This window comes from Methylocystis sp. WRRC1, from assembly GCF_020733155.1.
In the GTDB taxonomy this organism is placed as follows: domain Bacteria; phylum Pseudomonadota; class Alphaproteobacteria; order Rhizobiales; family Beijerinckiaceae; genus Methylocystis.
In genome coordinates this window covers 3178173-3194629 of sequence record NZ_JAJFZJ010000001.1, presented here as the reverse complement: position 1 = coordinate 3194629, position 16457 = coordinate 3178173, and the positions used below count along the sequence as shown (strand labels likewise).

At 59.1% G+C, this 16457-nt stretch carries 27 protein-coding genes; 15 read left to right on the top strand and 12 right to left on the bottom strand.

All coding sequences use genetic code 11. The features are described 5' to 3' along the window. Position 1 precedes the first annotated feature (1 nt). From LG047_RS15610 to LG047_RS15560, 12 genes are all read right to left on the bottom strand, one after another. Positions 2-937 carry a recombinase RecT gene (locus LG047_RS15610; RefSeq protein ID WP_227967663.1) on the bottom strand — a complete coding sequence of 312 codons (936 nt, stop codon included), beginning with the start codon at positions 935-937 and terminating at the stop codon, positions 2-4. Then, positions 937-1938: a PD-(D/E)XK nuclease-like domain-containing protein gene (locus tag LG047_RS15605; protein ID WP_227967662.1), complete on the bottom strand. Its 1002-nt coding sequence runs from the start codon at positions 1936-1938 to the stop codon at positions 937-939. The genes LG047_RS15610 and LG047_RS15605 overlap by 1 nt, the downstream gene beginning before the upstream one ends. A gap of 61 nt (positions 1939-1999) precedes the next feature. After that, on the bottom strand, positions 2000-2245 hold the full coding sequence (locus LG047_RS15600) for a hypothetical protein (protein ID WP_227967661.1): 246 nt from the start codon (positions 2243-2245) through the stop codon (positions 2000-2002). 92 nt (positions 2246-2337) lie between these two features. Further along, positions 2338-2688: a hypothetical protein gene (locus LG047_RS15595; protein WP_227967660.1), complete on the bottom strand. Its 351-nt coding sequence runs from the start codon at positions 2686-2688 to the stop codon at positions 2338-2340. A gap of 13 nt (positions 2689-2701) precedes the next feature. Then, on the bottom strand, positions 2702-3034 hold the full coding sequence (locus tag LG047_RS15590) for a hypothetical protein (RefSeq protein ID WP_227967659.1): 333 nt from the start codon (positions 3032-3034) through the stop codon (positions 2702-2704). Next, positions 3031-3405: a hypothetical protein gene (locus LG047_RS15585; protein ID WP_227967658.1), complete on the bottom strand. Its 375-nt coding sequence runs from the start codon at positions 3403-3405 to the stop codon at positions 3031-3033. The genes LG047_RS15590 and LG047_RS15585 overlap by 4 nt, the downstream gene beginning before the upstream one ends. 96 nt (positions 3406-3501) lie before the next feature. Next, entirely contained in the window at positions 3502-4080 is a 579-nt protein-coding gene (locus LG047_RS15580) for a hypothetical protein (protein ID WP_227967657.1), read from the bottom strand. Beyond that, a complete protein-coding gene (locus tag LG047_RS15575; protein WP_227967656.1) occupies positions 4081-4428 on the bottom strand; it encodes a hypothetical protein in 348 nt (115 codons plus the stop codon). 2 nt (positions 4429-4430) lie between these two features. Then, a complete protein-coding gene (locus tag LG047_RS15570; protein WP_227967655.1) occupies positions 4431-5720 on the bottom strand; it encodes a hypothetical protein in 1290 nt (429 codons plus the stop codon). 18 nt (positions 5721-5738) lie between these two features. Next, complete coding sequence (locus LG047_RS15565) at positions 5739-5957, bottom strand: hypothetical protein (RefSeq protein ID WP_227967654.1); 219 nt, start codon at positions 5955-5957, stop codon at positions 5739-5741. Beyond that, positions 5957-6079 carry a hypothetical protein gene (locus LG047_RS19625; RefSeq protein ID WP_255679580.1) on the bottom strand — a complete coding sequence of 41 codons (123 nt, stop codon included), beginning with the start codon at positions 6077-6079 and terminating at the stop codon, positions 5957-5959. The genes LG047_RS15565 and LG047_RS19625 overlap by 1 nt, the downstream gene beginning before the upstream one ends. A 1252-nt stretch (positions 6080-7331) precedes the next feature. Next, entirely contained in the window at positions 7332-7667 is a 336-nt protein-coding gene (locus tag LG047_RS15560) for a helix-turn-helix transcriptional regulator (RefSeq protein WP_227967653.1), read from the bottom strand. Positions 7668-7760: 93 nt separating this feature from the next. On the opposite strand from LG047_RS15560, the gene LG047_RS15555 reads away from it, so the two are divergent. The 15 genes from LG047_RS15555 (at position 7761) to LG047_RS15485 (ending at position 16305) form a co-directional block, all read left to right on the top strand. Then, positions 7761-8012, top strand: coding sequence for a helix-turn-helix transcriptional regulator (locus LG047_RS15555; RefSeq protein ID WP_227967652.1), 252 nt, complete (start codon positions 7761-7763; stop codon positions 8010-8012). Beyond that, positions 8009-8245 carry a hypothetical protein gene (locus LG047_RS15550; protein WP_227967651.1) on the top strand — a complete coding sequence of 79 codons (237 nt, stop codon included), beginning with the start codon at positions 8009-8011 and terminating at the stop codon, positions 8243-8245. The genes LG047_RS15555 and LG047_RS15550 overlap by 4 nt, the downstream gene beginning before the upstream one ends. A gap of 38 nt (positions 8246-8283) precedes the next feature. After that, positions 8284-8451, top strand: coding sequence for a hypothetical protein (locus LG047_RS15545; RefSeq protein WP_227967650.1), 168 nt, complete (start codon positions 8284-8286; stop codon positions 8449-8451). Beyond that, the gene (locus LG047_RS15540; RefSeq protein ID WP_227967649.1) at positions 8448-8636 is read left to right on the top strand and encodes a hypothetical protein; all 189 of its coding nucleotides are present in this window, start codon (positions 8448-8450) and stop codon (positions 8634-8636) included. Before LG047_RS15545 ends, LG047_RS15540 begins: the two co-directional genes overlap by 4 nt. A 129-nt stretch (positions 8637-8765) precedes the next feature. Next, complete coding sequence (locus tag LG047_RS15535) at positions 8766-9005, top strand: hypothetical protein (protein WP_227967648.1); 240 nt, start codon at positions 8766-8768, stop codon at positions 9003-9005. 342 nt (positions 9006-9347) lie between these two features. Beyond that, a complete protein-coding gene (locus LG047_RS15530) occupies positions 9348-9704 on the top strand; it encodes a hypothetical protein (RefSeq protein WP_227967647.1) in 357 nt (118 codons plus the stop codon). Between the two features lie 2 nt (positions 9705-9706). Next, positions 9707-10894: a transposase gene (locus tag LG047_RS15525; protein ID WP_227967646.1), complete on the top strand. Its 1188-nt coding sequence runs from the start codon at positions 9707-9709 to the stop codon at positions 10892-10894. 73 nt (positions 10895-10967) lie between these two features. Beyond that, positions 10968-11417: a hypothetical protein gene (locus LG047_RS15520; protein ID WP_227967645.1), complete on the top strand. Its 450-nt coding sequence runs from the start codon at positions 10968-10970 to the stop codon at positions 11415-11417. A 17-nt stretch (positions 11418-11434) separates the two neighbouring features. Then, complete coding sequence (locus LG047_RS15515; RefSeq protein ID WP_227967644.1) at positions 11435-11971, top strand: hypothetical protein; 537 nt, start codon at positions 11435-11437, stop codon at positions 11969-11971. After that, positions 11968-12456, top strand: a complete 489-nt coding sequence (locus LG047_RS15510; RefSeq protein ID WP_227967643.1) for a hypothetical protein — start codon at positions 11968-11970, stop codon at positions 12454-12456. Before LG047_RS15515 ends, LG047_RS15510 begins: the two co-directional genes overlap by 4 nt. After that, positions 12453-12650: a hypothetical protein gene (locus LG047_RS15505; protein ID WP_227967642.1), complete on the top strand. Its 198-nt coding sequence runs from the start codon at positions 12453-12455 to the stop codon at positions 12648-12650. The genes LG047_RS15510 and LG047_RS15505 overlap by 4 nt, the downstream gene beginning before the upstream one ends. A 45-nt stretch (positions 12651-12695) precedes the next feature. Beyond that, positions 12696-13043, top strand: coding sequence for a helix-turn-helix domain-containing protein (locus LG047_RS15500; RefSeq protein ID WP_227967641.1), 348 nt, complete (start codon positions 12696-12698; stop codon positions 13041-13043). Positions 13044-13054: 11 nt separating this feature from the next. Continuing rightward, a complete protein-coding gene (locus tag LG047_RS15495; protein ID WP_227967640.1) occupies positions 13055-14446 on the top strand; it encodes a helicase in 1392 nt (463 codons plus the stop codon). Continuing rightward, on the top strand, positions 14443-15468 hold the full coding sequence (locus LG047_RS15490; protein WP_227967639.1) for a site-specific DNA-methyltransferase: 1026 nt from the start codon (positions 14443-14445) through the stop codon (positions 15466-15468). Before LG047_RS15495 ends, LG047_RS15490 begins: the two co-directional genes overlap by 4 nt. 369 nt (positions 15469-15837) lie before the next feature. Further along, a complete protein-coding gene (locus tag LG047_RS15485; RefSeq protein WP_227967638.1) occupies positions 15838-16305 on the top strand; it encodes a GcrA family cell cycle regulator in 468 nt (155 codons plus the stop codon). The last annotated feature ends 152 nt before the right edge of the window (positions 16306-16457 follow it).

Here is a 16457-nt window from a genome sequence, read left to right as displayed (position 1 = left end):
CTCACACCATCTTGCGCGTCGCGCGTGAATTGTCGGCGGCGACGGGGTCCGCTACGCCATCATTGGCGCCCGTCGCCGCCTGAGACGCGCGGGAGGGGAGCCGCGCGTCTGTCTCTTGTGTCTGGGCGGCCGCAGTGGGTTCCGCTGACGTTTCGGGCGCCCCCGCATCAGCGCGCTCCGCTGCGGCCTGTGGCGCGGCTCCCGCGCCAGTCTCTTGCGCCGGATCGATAAACTCGCCGTCGATCGGCTCGATCTGCCCAGCAAGTTCAGAGGCGACGAACGCATGAGAAAAACCGTCTTCGCCTTTCGCTGCGCTGGCGAGCTTTTCGGCAAGGCGGTTTGCCGGCGGCGCCTGATATGCGCGTTCAGCGGCAAGTTCATCAGGCGTGTAGACGCCGAGTAGAACCTCGGGCGCATGTCGCCGCGCCCATGAACGGATCGAAAAATACCCGAGCTGTTGCTGCGGATCGGACTTCCAAAGCGGAGAGTTTTTCGTCGTTATCGCCGCGAACGGCGGGGATTCGTATTCTTTCACAGAGCCGTCAAGCATTTCGACGGAAACACGACAGCGCAGTGTCGGGCCTTCGCCTGTGAAAAAATAATCAGGGCGCCGCTTGATCGGCGCGCGCGTCACCACAACAGCCGCAATCAATTGCGCCTCGTAAGCAATGCGGTCGCTGACGAAATAGCTTTTGTTGGCGATTGCGAAAGGATCAAGCTCCCACCGTAGGGCTTGCATCGTCACCGCCATGCACGCGCCGGCATTGTTGCGCAGATGCTTGGGGATCGCGATATCAGATCGCGCCATCAGATCGGCAAACGCGACGACCTCCCCAAAGCTGCGCGGCGCGAGCATTCCGCCGCCGGCGCCTGTGTCGGAGATGGCGATTTCACGATAGCTGATCTTCGGTTCTGAATTGCTGATTTCGTTCGCCATTAGGCAACCTCCGGCAAAAGGCCGTTTTTGATTTCAGCCTCAAGATTTTCTGTCAGGAACTTCGGCAAGGAAGCGGTCAGGCCGTTGTCCTCGTATCCGGGCCATTCGCCCTTGTTCAGACATTCGGCAAACTTGCGAACTGCACGCCTGACCTGACACCGGCCGTAATAGATCGCGCTAGGATCGATCGGCTTGACGTTCACACAATACGGCCGCTTCGTCTCGACAAAGACAAGGACATAATCCTCGTCTGAGATGTTGTGACCGAGAACCTCGCGCATCAGCATCCCCGTCAATGCAAGCTGCATGTGATAGGCGTATTCTCGGATTGACTGGCGTGTGGCATAGGCCGTCGCGCTCGTGCATGTCTTCAGATCGACGACAAGATCGGCATTGACCGGCAATGCGTCCGGGCGGCTTTTCAGCCAGACGCCAGTTTCCTTGTCCTTGCAGATGATTGACCGCTCAACCTCTCCATTGAGCAATCCACTTTTGATCAAAGGATCACGGGCGAGCGAATGCGCAATCCCCTTGATCGTCTCGACATCCTCCGGGACCAGAACCGATTTCCCCGCGGCGATTTGCTCTGCACGCCATGCCTTCGCATCCTTGGTGCGCCAGGAATCAAATTCCTTCGGCCGAACCGCGAACTGGCGCGCGAAACCTTCCTCCCCCAGCAGCAGCACATGCGCCGCCCGCCCGAGAGAGAAGTGGCCCGGTTCCTTGTCCTGTTCGACCCTGTTCGAATTGAGATAGGAATCGTCCCAATAGTGAGCCGGCGACTTCGTTTCGATCGTGCGAAGGCCGCTTGATGAAATCGACGGCCCTACGCAACAGTCGTCGTGGTAAAATTCGATCGGCATGTCGTAAACGCCGTCAGTCGCGATCTTCGCGCCGCTCGCGATTTTCACCGCTTCGAATTTGCGCTTCGGCGCGATCTTCTCGACGACAGCAGCGGCGGCGGCGCCGAGCGTGGTGACGGGGAATGTTTCAATGCTCATTCGTGATTTCTCGCAACTTCATCCGTGGCGTCGATAGATTGAAGCCCAGCCTCGCGTTCATTTATGGGAGAGATGCAAGGAGCTTCCCCCATACTTCGATGGCTTGGAGGGAAGAGAAGACAAACGCCACGGTCATTGTCCGGCGGAAAACAGCTTCAGCTTCCGCCAGAACGTCGCGGGCCATGTTCAGCTTTTCGAATGTCCCGCTTGTGTCGAGGCGATAAGTGACAACCACCATGCGGCTGCGGAGCGCCTCGACAACGCGAGGCTCATTCATCGCGGCGATTAACTTTGAATAGATGCTCATTGCGGACCTTTGCAGAAAATGCGGGGCTCGACAGGAGGAGGAGCCGAGCCCCGCAAGTTGGCGCCGGTGAGGGAGAGACCGGCGCGGAGAACTCAGAACCGATACACGCCGTCTGCGCCCTTGCGCGCGTCAATGGCGCCGTCGAAATGAGGCAGGGCGGCAGGGGTAGCGGCGCGGCGGACAGCCTCACTGGCGACCCGTTTCACGGCTTCCACCGCCTTCGCCGCGAGGTCTGCGGCCATGTCCATGTCGACGCCATAGCGGCGCAGCGCTGCTCGAGCGCCAGAGGGCTGCGCCTTTGCGTAGATCGTCGCCGGGACATTCGCTTCCCGAGCCTCCGCCCATGCGGCGCGCATTGCGTCGCCCCATTGCAGGCCGTTTTTCTTCAGCTCATGTGCGCGCTTCGTGATCGCGCGGCGATCGTATTTGCAGTGCGTGTTCATGATCGTTCCCCTTTCAATAATCGTCTCGTGAAGGCGGGCCTTCAGCGATTTTTTCCATGATTGCTTCCGTCACCGCGTCGCATCCGGCGAGAACGTCGAACAAGGAGCCGGTTGCCTCGAACATCGGGCCGAGTGCAGGAGCGCGATCTTCGTGCAGAAAAATCGCGTCGACTTCATATTCCGGCGCTTCGGCGGGGAAGCATCGTTCCGGCGGCCCGTAAGTCTGCGCATCGCAGCCCCAATAGGTGACGCGGAAATCAATGTCCGCGATGAAATACGCGCCCATGAAATCTAGGCAGGCGCTCGCCGACATGCTGGTTCCGCGAAGGCGTCGATTGAGCATCATTCGCCCCCTGTGTCGTGTTTGATCACGTCAACAAGGCGGTTGTCATCGAAGATCAATTCGAGCAAAGCTACGCGCCCTTTCAACGCATTATTATCAGCGTTGATTCTTGACCAGTTGTAGCAACCGTCAGGATAAATATTGACCCACCGCGCCATGCGCTCTGGAATGTTCACGAGGTCGAGGACTTTTTTGCCGCATCCGGTATAGCTGCCATCAGCAAAATATTCGCGCGCGTCTTCAACGCCGGGCTGCAAATGCCGCTCAACTGCGGCAAGGATTGTCTCGCCATTCTCGCCGCGGAAATCTGTCGCCACGATCCGCGCCTTACGCCCGTCGCGCGTCTGAACTGGCTTTGTAGGATCGAACGTCATCACCAACCCCTTTTGAAAATGAAAGCGAGACCCGCCATCCATGCGGCAGTGAGAGCGAGGAAAGGCGCGGCCCCGAGAAGGGCGAGGATTTGAGAGTCAGTCATTCTCGCCCCCGACGATTTCTATGAACTTCGTGGTTTGAGCGCCCCTCGCGTCCCCCCACGCGGCGCCCCTCGCGGCGGCCCACGCGGCGGCCCTCGCGGCGGAACTCGCGGCGGCCCACGCGGCGGCACTCGCGGCGGCCCTCGCGGCGGAACTCGCGGCGGCCCTCGCGGCGGCCCACGCGGCGGCACTCGCGGCTTCCATCGCGGCGGAACTCGCGGCTTCCATCGCGGCGTCCCTCGCTGCGTCCTTCGCGGCGTCTAATTCCCCATCTGTCGCCAGCCCGTTTGCATATCGCTCAGCAACGTCGAGCGCGGCGCGCGACCGATCATCGGTCATTAGATGTTCGACTTGCCGCGCGCACCAGACCGCAAACAACCGCCATTCTTTTGCGTATTGCGGCTCGGCGCGGCAGGCCCATAGCGCGTCATCAATGCCGTTGATTTCGACAATCTTCGCGTATGGCAGCGGCTCGTCATCAGGCGCGGTCTTGCCTAGACCGGCGAGAAGCTTGCGCCAGCCATCTTCGCAGGGGCCGTGCTCGCGGATGCGATTGAGTGTGGTGGTGATCATTTACGCGACCTCCTCAACCTTAATCCCGCTATCCGCGACCATCGCCTGGAACGCATCGCCGAAATACCGGCGCGCAATCTCAACCCGCGACGCATGGTTGATGCCGAGCCAACTAGAACAGCATCCGGCGCGCCCGTAGCAGCCTCTCGGCGCGTGATTGGCGAGAAACACCGCCATCGGGCGGAAACCGGCGCAACTGTTGTCAGAAGCCCGCGCAATCGCGTCAATCAGATCGTTATCGACGAAGGCGCGCAGGAAACTCCCCGGCCGAACGCCATGAACCAGGTATCGCGCGAGGCCGGGGCGCAGATGCGTCGGGATCGCCAGCCATTCAGATTGTGCGGACATAACTAATCCTCCGCGGCTGATTTTGTTTCGTCAGACGTTGGCGGAATATGTGTTCCGAACGATATCGTTCCAGAACGAATTTCTGCGCGAATTTCCATTTCGTCCGGCGGTAGCAGTTTCCACGAGCACAAACCGGCGAAAATGCGCAAACGAACGCTGATCCATTTCGAAGCTATCGAAAGGCCCGCCTTGATGCCCCAGCCCGCCTTGATGCCGTCGCCCGCCTTGATGCCGGAGCCCGCCTCGATGCCGGAGCCCGCCTCGATGTCCAAGCCCGCCTCGATGCCCAAGCCCGCCTCGATGCCGTCGCCCGCCTTGATGCCCCAGCCCGCCTCGATGCCGTCGCCCGCCTTGATGCCCCAGCCCGCCTTGATGCCGTCGCCCGCCTCGATGCCGGAGCCCGCCTCGATGCCGGAGCCCGCCTCGATGTCCAAGCCCGCCTCGATGCCGGAGCCCGCCTCGATGCCGTCGCCCGCCTTGATGCCCCAGCCCGCCTTGATGCCGTCGCCCGCCTTGATGCCGGAGCCCGCCTCGATGCCGGAGCCCGCCTCGATGTCCAAGCCCGCCTTGATGCCCAAGCCCGCCTTGATGCCGTCGCCCGCCTTGATGCCCCAGCCCGCCTTGATGCCGTCGCCCGCCTTGATGCCGGAGCCCGCCTCGATGCCGGAGCCCGCCTCGATGTCCAAGCCCGCCTCGATGCCGGAGCCCGCCTCGATGCCGTCGCCCGCCTTGATGCCCCAGCCCGCCTTGATGCCGTCGCCCGCCTCGATGTCCAAGCCCGCCTCGATGCCGGAGCCCGCCTCGATGCCGTCGCCCGCCTTGATGCCCCAGCCCGCCTTGATGCCGTCGCCCGCCTTGATGCCGGAGCCCGCCTCGATGCCGGAGCCCGCCTCGATGTCCAAGCCCGCCTTGATGCCCCAGCCCGCCTTGATGCCGTCGCCCGCCTTGATGCCCCAGCCCGCCTTGATGCCGTCGCCCGCCTTGATGCCCCAGCCCGCCTTGATGCCGTCGCCCGCCTTGATGCCGGAGCCCGCCTCGATGCCGGAGCCCGCCTCGATGCCGGAGCCCGCCTCGATGTCCAAGCCCGCCTCGATGCCCAAGCCCGCCTTGATGCCGGAGCCCGCGAGCGCCCGGATGCGCCCCTTGGCGACGATGCTGCCTGTGAACCTCACCCGCCCGAGATCGGCGTCTATTTCGATGTGCCCGGCGTAATCCGAAACGTCTGTCGCGCCGGCGTATTCGTTGCGCTCGTTCAGATCGGAGCGCGTAATTTTGAGAGTTGGAATGTCCATGATTTATCCTTTCAGTAATTATTCAGCGGCTTGTTTGATTTCGCCTTGCGAGATGACTTCGTTGAAGGCGGCTACAGCTCGTTCGAGAACTTCCGGCGGGACTGCGCGTGCGAACACAACGGCGGCGTTCGTGTGCCAATCCATGCTGTCCCTGATTTCAACCCAATGAGCTTCTTCGCCGCGGGCGAACCGAAGGACCGGCTTCCCTTCGATGTGGATGTCGGCGGAGATGTGCATCACCTTCCTCCCTTGATGGTTTGCTCGCGAGCGGCGGCGCGCATTTCTTCGGCGCACGCATCCAGATGCGCCATGTCAACGGCGTGAGCTTCAGCATATTTCGCGCGATAGGCGCGCAGCACGCTATCGCGCCAGATTCCGCTAGCCTGAATTTCCCTGGCTTCCGCATAGAGCTCGAGCGCGCGAGCGCGGAGCGCGGATGATCGTTGTTGCGTCCCCATCTTCCCCTCCTCGCCTCAGTGGCGGTATGAGAGGATATTCGCCCACGGAATATTCCTAGTCAACAAAAAAATTCGCTTGCGGAATATTTTTTTTGGCGTAAAAAAAGAGCCGCTCGGGAAGCACCCCGGCGGCTCACCGTCACACACAGCTTTCGAGGAAGAATGTGACTTACGGCAAAATAACCACTCAGAAGATCAGACGCAATCCATATTTTTTGAAACAACCGCCATAAATGCGCGCAATCCCCGGCCAGGGGGGGGATGATGGTCTCCCTCGCATCAAACCCAGCTCGCCGGCCAATGCCGTCGGGCGCTCGCCGTAGCAATTCCGCCGATTGGACGAAGGCCGGGACAGCAAAGACCGGACCGGGCAACGCGAAGCGAGCAAAAGCCGAAGGGGCGCGCGACGCCCCCGGCAGGATGCGGGGCGCGAGCACCCGCACGGGGCGATGAAGTTGCTGGCGCGGCCCATTGCCCCCGCCGTTGGAATGAACCCGCAGGCATGGGCCGACCGGCCAACCCCGGCCTAACCCGAAAGGGAATCTGCTGCGCCAGTGCGTCTATGACCCACGCTCGGCTCAATCAGCCAAGTCTGGGCGGCGTGGTTCGCTCTCGACGGGCGAACTACGCCGTCCGAGCCCTTCTCTCTCAATAGCCAAGAACCGAGAGGCGAAATGTTCCTTATCCGAACGAAAAACCTGAGCGGGGCTCTTAGCCCCTGCGCAACGGGAGCTGCTCACCTGTGGGATGGGCGCGACACATTGTGTCGAATGTTCTCCACGGGGGGAATGAACCCAACGAAATACGAGGTTTCCGCTGATCAACGCGGAAGGCCACTTTGCACCCTTTGTCAAAACAAACATAAAGGCAAATCTGCACGATACGAACTCCGCGCCGCCACAGGCGGCGCGCCGGATTGATCCCGGGTGCTTCTATTTCCCGCCATTGCTGTGACGCTTGTGTTTTTTAGCGCCATGCGAAAACGATCCTGGGACATATTTCCGCCCGTGCGAGTTTACTGCCGTTTCGTCTGCGGTATGGCAGTGTCTTGGGTGTCCGTGGCAGCCATCTGCGGATAGCATTCCAGGTGTCGCGCCAGCTGGCGCGACGACCGCGATGACGCATAGGCTTATTGCAGCAAGTATGAGTTTCATCATCCTGCTTTAAGGAGCGCGTCGAGGATATCGAGTGCGCGCTTTTGCATCTGCGGCGACGCTTTCGAGAGCTTTGAATAAATTAGCTTTGGCGTGTCCGGCTTGAGCGGATTGTTCGCAAAGAAATCTTCGACATCGCAGCCATATGCGAGCGCGGCTTTTTCAAGGAAGTCCTGATTATACGGTAGTTCCCGGCGCTCGATTTTGCTCAGGGTTCCTTGCTTGATGCCGAGTCTGTCCGCCGCTTCCAATTGGGAAAGCTCGCGGAATTTCCGCCATTCGCGGAGGAATGTCGGTTTGCGCGTTGCCGCCAGCGGGTCTGTTGTTTTGGGCATGCGCCTATCGTCCATCAATCCCGGTGGCGCCTCAATTCCCAACGCGGAATATTATTCTTGACAAGATTTATTCTGTAGCGGAATATCCGCACCATGAAACTCGACGCATACATTCGGCAAACCGGAACCACAGAGCAGGCTATCGCTCGCTTGGTCGGGCGTTCACAGGGGACCATCAACAAGCTCCGCAACGGCAAGATCAATCCATCGCTTGACCTGCTGAACGCAGTGTTCCGGGCGACCAACGGCGCTGTGACACCGAACGATTTTCTGCCTGAAGCGGACGCGCTTACCGCTGATGCCGCTGACGATTTGGCGGAACAGCCGAGCGAGGCCGCCGGATGAGCCCAGCACTCACCCGCACCGATCGCAAGCTGATGGCCGCCGAGCCGGAAGCGTCATCGCGTGTCCTCCCGCAGTATCTCGCTGGCGAAATAAGTCGTGAAGATTTTCGCTGGTTGCTCGGCGCCGCCGATGAAGCGGAAGCGCCTCGAAATCAGCGCAAGACCTTCGGCGCTCGGACATCGCGCCGTCATCGCCGTTATTCCTACAATCCCGAGTTCTGGGGCGCAGAATGACAAATCCCGATCCTTTCAGCCTTTCCGGCCAAATGGCGATGGCGCTGCGCGACGTGAAAGACCCGCAACTCCCCGGCAATCGCCGCATTGCATACGCAAACGCGCGGATTGATTTCCGTTTCATCTCGCAGACCGAGCGCGACGAAGCCGACGCAGAAGCGCTTTCGTTCGAACTTTCCCGCCGCATCGATGGGGTTCAGCCATGACGAGAACATTCTCTTTCGACATCGGCCAGCATGTCCGTTTCGTGGCGTCAAATCTCACTGGCGAGATCGTCGGGCGCTATTCCAATAGCGACAGCAAGCACTCGTATCTCGTGCGCTACGTCGACGCCGCCGCCACCGAGGTTGAAACCTGGTGGACAGAAGAGTCTCTTTACGCGGCTCAGTGAACCCCCGCGCCGCAGGGGAAGTGCGGCAGCCCTCCTTGGGCGTTTCCTCCCTAGACTTGCCGCCCGGCGGTTCACGCCACTGGGCGGTCTTTCTGGGGCCACATGCAAGACATCCCTGAAGGTTGAAACATGACAATCGAGATCGAAGACAATGTTCCGGTTCCCGTCGTTTCTCGCCGCAGCGGTGTTGAATATCCGTTCGGCCAGCTCGCCGTCGGTCAGTCGTTTTTCGTCGCGGACGTGAAGCGCGGGACGCTCGCGAGCCGCGCGCATGCGTTCGGCAAGCATCAGACGCCGAAGTGGAAGTTCAAGGTCGCACCGGCTGAGAAGGACGGCGCGTCTGGCATGCGCTGCTGGCGCGTCGCGTGATTTGACGGCTTCGGTGCTTCACGAGGGCGCCGAGGAATCTCGCTGAACCAAAGCACGGCGAGGAATAACGACGAGAAAGCCGGTCGCGGCGGGAGGGCTGCGGCCGGCAAGCGGGATCGAGAAGGTAATGCGTCCGATCCCGCTCATGGTGGGCCTCTCGGTTGGTTATTCATTTTGTCCACCGTCACATTTGTTTCCGAGCACCGCGGCTGCAACCGCACGCTCAATGAATGGTTAGGGTTTGTGTTTGTCTGTCGTTCCCATGTTCTGAATTGAGCATGGAAAGACATGACGATGGGTCAAAAAGTTTCTGACGTTCCGTCAAATCGTGAGGGTAAGCGAATGAGTATCGCGGCTTTATCGGAAAGACTCGTCGAAGAGACGATGATCGAACAGGGCGTGAAGAAGCCGGAAGCGCGCCGAATTGTGGCGCGTGAAGCTGGAATCGCGCCCGGCGCGCTTGAGCGTCTTGCGTCCAACCGTCTTGTCCACGTCGAACGCATTGCAGATCGGATCAGCGCCTATGTCATCCGCCGAATTGAAAAGAAGATGGCGCAGCTTGAGTGCGAACTTGAAGCGGCTAAGCGCGCTGCTGCGCGTCCTGATGACGCTCGAATTTTCGCTGCGATGTCTGCGCTGGACGAAGCGAAAAGGCTGATGCGCGGTGAAGATAAACTGAAAGCCGCAACGGAAAACTGAACATGCTCCTCGCCCATAAAATTGCTCTCGACCCGAACAATGCGCAGCGCAAGTATTTTGCTCAAGCGAGCGGCGTTGCGCGGTTTGCCTACAACTGGGCTCTGGCGGAATGGCAGGCGCAATACAAGGCAGGGGGGAAGCCGTCCGACGCAGCTCTGCGCAAGCAGTTGAACGCCGTCAAGCGCGAGCAATTCCCGTGGATGTTCGATGTCACCAAATGCGCCGCCCAAGAGGCGATTATCGACCTCGGCGCGGCCTTCCGCGCCTTCTTCGAGAAACGCGGCAAATACCCCCGCTTCAAACGCAAAGACGACCGTGTGGGCTTTTGCGCTGCGAATGAGGCGGGGACTTTCCGCGCCGATGGAAAGCGCATCAAGCTTCCTGTCGTCGGATGGGTGCGGATGCGTGAGGCCGTGCGGTTCTCGGGACCGCTCAAACGCGCCACAGCTTCTCGCGAAGCTGACCGCTGGTTCATCTCTTTGCTGGTCGAGACCGACGACGTGAAGCCTGTCGTGCAGCCCCATGCGGAAGTCGGCGTCGACCTTGGCGTGAAGACGCTGGCGACACTCTCGACCGGAGAGTCGATCGAAGGTCCGAAGTCGCACAAGACGGCGCTGAAGCGGCTCCGTCGCGCAAACAAAGCGCTCTCCCGCAAACGGCGCGGCTCTGCCAATTTCAGGGAAGCCAAGCGCCGGCTCGCACAGCTTCACGCTCGCGTCGCCAATGTCCGCAAGGACGCGACGCACAAACTGACGACGCGGATCGTGAAGACCTATCGCGTCGTCGGCATTGAAGACATCAACGTGCGCGGCATGGCCGCCAATCGCAAGCTCGCGCGGTCCATCATGGATGGCGGCTTTTTCGAGTTTCGTCGGCAACTCGAATACAAGGCGAAGCTTTACGGCTCGCGCATCGTGGTTGTGGACAGATGGTTTCCTTCGAGCAAGACCTGTTCTTGCTGCGGCGTCGTGAAAGCGACGCTGTCCTTGTCGCAAAGGACGTTTGCTTGCGACGACTGTGAATTCGAGGCCGACCGCGATCACAACGCGGCATTGAACATCGCGAAAGTGGCCGCAAGCTCTGCGGCGACAGCCTGTGGAGAAGAACGCGCTGGCGCGGCTCGTAAGAGCCGCGTGAAACGGTCATCTGTGAAGCAGGAAGAAAACACTGCGCTCGAAAATGCTGCTTAGAAATGAGCAGTTTTACGAGATTTACGCAGACATTTCAGAGCGGAAGACGTGATGGCGCTGGCGGCAGCGCTCTATGCGGCAATGGAAAATAAGGAGGCCAAACATGACTGAGCAAACAACGAAGATCGTCAATAAAAAGCAGTTTCTCGCGCTGTTGAAGGACGCGAGCAACAAAAAGACAAAGGTCGCCAGCATCAACGGCGAGATTGGCGAGCGCATCAAATCTGCGGTCGACGATGGCCATCTGCATCGCCAGTTGTTCGGTTTGATGCTGAAACTCTCTCGCATGGATGAATTGAAGCGCAACGACTTCCTCGCGCAGTTTCCCATATACGTCGAGATGTGCCGCGAGGGCGGCGTTTTCGGAGATGAGCACGCGGGCGATTTGCTTTCGCAGCAGCAGGAGCCATCTCAGGAAGAAGCCGACGCTGAAGCGGCTGCGGCGAACGCGGCGGCAATCGAGCGCGGCATCACGCCCTTGCCCGAAGAAGATGAGAAGCCAGGCACTTACACACTTCAGTAACCACACAAGATGCGGCGGTGACGCGCGTGAACATTATGGCGCTGGACATAGCCACCGTTTGTGGATTTTGTATCGGACGCGCGGGAGAAATCCCACGGTCAGGATCCGTGCGGCTAAAGCGACCATGCGACGGGCCAGAGGTGGCAGCGTTCAACATGCGCGCGTTCCTTCGTGACCAATTCATCTTCGATCGTCCAGACATCATAATCTCAGAGCATTTCTTGAACCCTGTCGCGCAAAAGAGCGCTGATGCTGTGGTGTTGCAGCTCTATTGCCATGGCGTCATGCACGCCGAAGCGATGGCGCGAAACATACGCGTTCATGCGCCACATGCGGCGACGGTAAGAAAACATTTTATCGGCGCCGCAAACATGGGCGAGCGCAAGGCGACGAAGGACGCGGTTCTGAATCGCGCGAAACTTCTCGGCTACATTCCGGGAGATTGCAGGGATGATAATAGAGCCGACGCTGTCGCGTTGTTTGATTGGGCGAGCGCCACGATAGCGCGCGTCCCGCCCCGTAATCTCGTCCTGTTCAACGAGGACCGCCCATGACGGCAGACGCGGCGCCAACATCCCTGGAAATCTATCAGCTCTTTCATGCGCGCGTGAAGCGGCGCAATCGTCGCGCGCGGCGGTTGAAAAGGCTGCTTTCCAGCGTCGGCGTCTCGGTCCCGAAGCACCGCATCCATGGCGACATGTCATCGCAAACTTACGCCGTGGATACAATCCAGCGCTTGCTGGATTCCTACGGCGAGGCGCCTGTGATTTTGGCGCTGCGCCTGCTCAATGAGACAACGCCGCAGAACGCGCTGGAGATCCGCGCGTCGACTGTGACGGCGCTGACGATCCTGATGGCGCGCCATCCTGACTGGGGCGAGATCGGCTTGTCGCTGTTCGAGGCTTTCGACGCCGTTGATGTTGGCAAATGCCGTCATCTTGCCCGCCGATTGCGCGGCGGCTCGCCGATCCCCGAGCATGCGATCCTTCTCGGCATGTTCGCGGCGCAACTTTCCGCCGCGCTCGGAGACCTCGCATGAACCTCAAACTTATCGAGTGGATTTTGACCCGCCTTTACGAGCGCGTCGCCGAACTCGAACGCCAGAATGCCGCTCTGCAGGCGATGAACAGCGAGCTTCTGGGCCGCGCGCGGGAGGCGGAATGCAAGCTCGCGGCATATGCGCTGAAGAAGCGCCGCGTCGAAGAATTAATCATGGACATCGTGGAAAACTGAGGAGGCGCGAAGATGGAAACGCCCTGGTATCTGGATCCGAAGGCCATGGCGCCGAAGACGCGGTTTTCGGAGGCGATGGCGCGATACTGCGAAGAAGCGTGGGCAAGATACGGCGTCCCGAAAGGCGACATATTCGGGCCATCGCGAACCAGCCGCCATTATCACGCAAGACGTCACGTCTGGGCGAAGATGCGCGAAGAACTGGGGATGAGCTATCCGCAGATCGCGCGCGCCACAGGAAGCTATGACCACACGACGGTATTGCACGCGGTCCGGGCGCTTCGTGGCGACGCGGCGATAGACCGAAAGCGGGAAAGACAAGCTGCGTCATACAAGCGGATGCGCGTTGATCGGATTTCGGTTGAGCAGGTTCGTATCTCAATTGAAGGATGAAAGTGCGACAAATGCAATATCATGAATTTCTCGCAAAAAAGCGGAGGGCCGATCCATCGACAGGGATCACTGTTGTCGATGGCCTCCCACAATTCATGAAGGATCACCAGCGGGACATAACTGCATGGGCTATGCGCCGTGGGCGCGCTGCTATTTTTGCAGGGACTGGTCTCGGCAAGACGCTTATGGAGCTTGTCTGGGGGGGGCGCGTTGCCGAACATACAGGAAAGCCTGTCCTGTGTTTTGCCCCGCTTGCTGTTTCGGCACAACATATCCGCGAAGCGGAAAAATTCGGGATGCACGCGCAAATCGTCCGCGATGCGTCTGAAGTTGTTGGGCCGGGCGTTTTTGTCACGAACTATCAGAAGATCGGTCATTTCGACCTATCTAATTTTGGCGGCGTCATTCTCGATGAATCCAGCATCCTGAAATCAACAGAGGGGCATTATCGGACGCGTCTTATTGATGAGTGCGGGCATGTTCCGTTCCGTCTTGCTGCCACCGCTACGCCTGCGCCAAATGATTTTATGGAGCTTGGCAACCATGCGGAATTTCTTGGTGTCATGTCGTATACGGATATGCTGGCGACGTTCTTCACTCATGATGGCGGCGAGACACAAAAATGGCGCCTGAAAGGCCATGCAGAGAGTGTCTTTTGGGAATGGGTTGCATCATGGGCGGTAATGATCCGCAAGCCATCTGATCTTGGTTACTCAAATGATGGATATGACCCCCCGTCGCTAAATCAGCATCAGCACACGGTCGGCGTTGAGTATGCGCCAAGCCTTGAAACAGGTCTTCTGTTCCCGATGGAAGCACGATCTATGTCGGAGCGAATTGCGGCGCGGAGAGATACCGTCGCCGATCGCGTCGCCATGGCAGCAAGCATCACTCCTACGGATCGTCCTTTCGTTTGGTGGTGCAATCTAAATGCTGAAAGCGAAGCTCTTTGCAAGGCAATCCCCGGCGCTGTCGAAACGCGCGGATCAGACCCTGACGACATAAAAGAAAAGAAGCTGACTGATTTTAGCGAGGGACGCATTCGCGTTCTGGTCACAAAGGCCGGCGTCGCTGGGTTTGGAATGAACTGGCAACATTGTTGTGACACAGGATTTGTCGGGCTCAATGACAGCTTTGAGCAAGTCTATCAGGCAATCAGGCGCTTCTGGCGCTTTGGTCAGACGAAGCCGGTAAATGTTCACTTTATTGCGTCTGAGCTTGAAGGCGCTGTCGTCGCAAATCTCCGCAGAAAGGAGGTTGACGCCGAACGCATGGCTGCGGCGCTGGTAATGCATACCGCGTCAATTTCCGCACAAAACATTCGGGGACTTGAGCGCACAACACCAGATTACAAACCCACAAAGCCTGTAATCATTCCGAATTGGCTTGGAGTTGCAGCATGATGCAATCGGAAAACATCAAGGCCGTCGATCAGGTTATTACCGGTCGATATGCGATTTACCAAGGCGACGCCTGCGAACTTATTCGCGCAGTCCCTGGCGATAGCGTGCATTTCGGGATTCATAGTCCGCCGTTTGAGGGGCTCTATAAGTTTTCAAACTACGACCGCGACATTTCCAATAATGAAGGCGACGACTTCTGGATTCATTATTCATTCCTGATCCAAGAGCTTCTTCGCGTGACAATTCCGGGGCGCATCCACGCCGTCCACTGTATGCAACTTCCCACGAGCAAAACGCGCCATGGATTTATCGGTATGCGCGATTTCCGCGGGGAGATTGTGCGCGCGTATTGCGACGCAGGGTGGATTTTCCATTCTGAGATTTGCATATGGAAAGACCCGGTTATTGCGCAGCAGCGCACCAAGAATATCCGGCTACTTCACAAGCAAATAACGAAGGACAGTTGCATCAGCGGCCAAGGGCTCGCCGACTATGTGGTTGTTTTCCGAAAGCCGGGCGAAAACCCTGAGCCGGTAGATGGCATGTTCGACGAGTTTCGTGGCGAAGGGCTGGACATCTCGCGCGATGCTTATGAGCGCCACGCGGCGCGCACTCGCGCGGAAGGGCGCAAGCCATGGCCGTTTGATATGTGGGTGTCAGTTCTTGTCTGGCAACGATATGCGTCGCCTGTCTGGATGGATATTGACCAGACGCGGACCCTGCAAAACAGGCGATACAATCCATCGGCAAAAGATGAGCGCGATGAACGAGATGAACAACATATTTCGCCGCTGCAATTGGATGTCATCGAGCGGTGCATTGATCTTTGGAGCAACCCTGGCGACGTAGTTTTGACGCCGTTTCTCGGGATCGGAAGCGAGGTATGGGCAGCGATTAATATGGGCCGAAGGGGGATTGGTTTCGAACTGAAACCGACATATTTTTCCCAAGCGGCGCGCAATCTCCAGCAATTGAATGTTGCGGACAAAGGCTCGCTCTTTTCATTCGCAGAAACGGCATGATGGGCGCGCCATGATCGTGACCGCCCACGCCATGCTCCGCTATCTCGATCGCGTCGCCGGAATCGACGTGCGAGCGTTGCGCGCCGCATCCCATTGCGCTCACCCGGAAGTGACGGAAGAAGTCGGCGAAGCGCTGCTTATCTCATGGCTCGAAACGCGAGACGGCGGCGACTGTGCGCGATTGCGCAGGCATCTTGAGGAGATTTGCGCTGAAGCGTCGAGGCTTGGCGCTCACGCGCTTGTGCGCGATGGCGTTTCGTATGTTTTCAAGAGCGGCGCGCTGGTGACTATTTTGTCAAAAGACATGCGTCTGAAGGCTAAAGATGTTGCGCCGCGCGCGTGGCATTGGCGCGTGCGGAGGCACCATCAATGGCGATAGTGAATAGGCCATGGACGGAAAAAGAAATCGAGATTGTGCGCGACATGTGGGGAACCGCAGCGTCGGCGGCTGAAATTGGAAAGCTACTCGGGCGGACTAAAAATTCGGTCATCGGGAGGGCGCATCGCATGGGTCTCGCTAATGCTGCAAAACCACAACACGCACCGATTACCAAGCCGCCGCGCCCAGCAAAGGCGCGAAAGCCAAAAGAGCGGGAACTTTCTGTCCCTGAAATCATCCCGCCGCCGATCGATCATATCGAGATTCCAGAAGGCGTTTCGTTCGCCGATCTGCGCGCGAATGGTTGCCGCTGGGTTATCGGCAATCCTGAAGATTTGACGTGCTGTGGCGCGCCAGCAAGCCATGCCGGGAGCGCGTGGTGCAGCCATCATCGGGCGCTTGTTTATGTCCGGCCGCGCAAGCGCGATCGATCGAAACTGTCGAAATATTACCGGTGAGGCTTGTTCCGATGAAGCAGAAAGTCGGCGTCCGGATTGTGCGCGTTGAAGTGCGCACGCGGGAGAGAAGCCGGAAGACGGCGCGGAGAATGCGGGAGATGGGTTTCCCGGCGCATTACGTGGCGCAGGTGTTGAGATTGCCGCGGGAGGAA

Excerpts from the sequence above, each read along its gene's own strand:
- LG047_RS15495 (WP_227967640.1), top strand. The coding sequence starts at position 13,055 with ATGCAATATCATGAATTTCTCGCAAAAAAGCGGAGGGCCGATCCATCG.
- LG047_RS15570 (WP_227967655.1), bottom strand. The coding sequence starts at position 5,720 with ATGGACATTCCAACTCTCAAAATTACGCGCTCCGATCTGAACGAGCGC.
- LG047_RS15555 (WP_227967652.1), top strand. The coding sequence starts at position 7,761 with ATGAAACTCGACGCATACATTCGGCAAACCGGAACCACAGAGCAGGCT.
- LG047_RS15585 (WP_227967658.1), bottom strand. The coding sequence starts at position 3,405 with ATGACGTTCGATCCTACAAAGCCAGTTCAGACGCGCGACGGGCGTAAG.
- LG047_RS15520 (WP_227967645.1), top strand. The coding sequence starts at position 10,968 with ATGCGGCAATGGAAAATAAGGAGGCCAAACATGACTGAGCAAACAACG.
- LG047_RS15485 (WP_227967638.1), top strand. The coding sequence starts at position 15,838 with ATGGCGATAGTGAATAGGCCATGGACGGAAAAAGAAATCGAGATTGTG.
- LG047_RS15565 (WP_227967654.1), bottom strand. The coding sequence starts at position 5,957 with ATGCACATCTCCGCCGACATCCACATCGAAGGGAAGCCGGTCCTTCGG.
- LG047_RS15600 (WP_227967661.1), bottom strand. The coding sequence starts at position 2,245 with ATGAGCATCTATTCAAAGTTAATCGCCGCGATGAATGAGCCTCGCGTT.
- LG047_RS15535 (WP_227967648.1), top strand. The coding sequence starts at position 8,766 with ATGACAATCGAGATCGAAGACAATGTTCCGGTTCCCGTCGTTTCTCGC.
- LG047_RS15510 (WP_227967643.1), top strand. The coding sequence starts at position 11,968 with ATGACGGCAGACGCGGCGCCAACATCCCTGGAAATCTATCAGCTCTTT.
- LG047_RS15505 (WP_227967642.1), top strand. The coding sequence starts at position 12,453 with ATGAACCTCAAACTTATCGAGTGGATTTTGACCCGCCTTTACGAGCGC.
- LG047_RS15590 (WP_227967659.1), bottom strand. The coding sequence starts at position 3,034 with ATGATGCTCAATCGACGCCTTCGCGGAACCAGCATGTCGGCGAGCGCC.
- LG047_RS15540 (WP_227967649.1), top strand. The coding sequence starts at position 8,448 with ATGACGAGAACATTCTCTTTCGACATCGGCCAGCATGTCCGTTTCGTG.
- LG047_RS15575 (WP_227967656.1), bottom strand. The coding sequence starts at position 4,428 with ATGTCCGCACAATCTGAATGGCTGGCGATCCCGACGCATCTGCGCCCC.
- LG047_RS15605 (WP_227967662.1), bottom strand. The coding sequence starts at position 1,938 with ATGAGCATTGAAACATTCCCCGTCACCACGCTCGGCGCCGCCGCCGCT.
- LG047_RS15580 (WP_227967657.1), bottom strand. The coding sequence starts at position 4,080 with ATGATCACCACCACACTCAATCGCATCCGCGAGCACGGCCCCTGCGAA.
- LG047_RS15490 (WP_227967639.1), top strand. The coding sequence starts at position 14,443 with ATGATGCAATCGGAAAACATCAAGGCCGTCGATCAGGTTATTACCGGT.
- LG047_RS15560 (WP_227967653.1), bottom strand. The coding sequence starts at position 7,667 with ATGCCCAAAACAACAGACCCGCTGGCGGCAACGCGCAAACCGACATTC.
- LG047_RS15595 (WP_227967660.1), bottom strand. The coding sequence starts at position 2,688 with ATGAACACGCACTGCAAATACGATCGCCGCGCGATCACGAAGCGCGCA.
- LG047_RS15610 (WP_227967663.1), bottom strand. The coding sequence starts at position 937 with ATGGCGAACGAAATCAGCAATTCAGAACCGAAGATCAGCTATCGTGAA.
- LG047_RS15550 (WP_227967651.1), top strand. The coding sequence starts at position 8,009 with ATGAGCCCAGCACTCACCCGCACCGATCGCAAGCTGATGGCCGCCGAG.
- LG047_RS15530 (WP_227967647.1), top strand. The coding sequence starts at position 9,348 with ATGAGTATCGCGGCTTTATCGGAAAGACTCGTCGAAGAGACGATGATC.
- LG047_RS15500 (WP_227967641.1), top strand. The coding sequence starts at position 12,696 with ATGGCGCCGAAGACGCGGTTTTCGGAGGCGATGGCGCGATACTGCGAA.
- LG047_RS15525 (WP_227967646.1), top strand. The coding sequence starts at position 9,707 with ATGCTCCTCGCCCATAAAATTGCTCTCGACCCGAACAATGCGCAGCGC.
- LG047_RS15545 (WP_227967650.1), top strand. The coding sequence starts at position 8,284 with ATGGCGCTGCGCGACGTGAAAGACCCGCAACTCCCCGGCAATCGCCGC.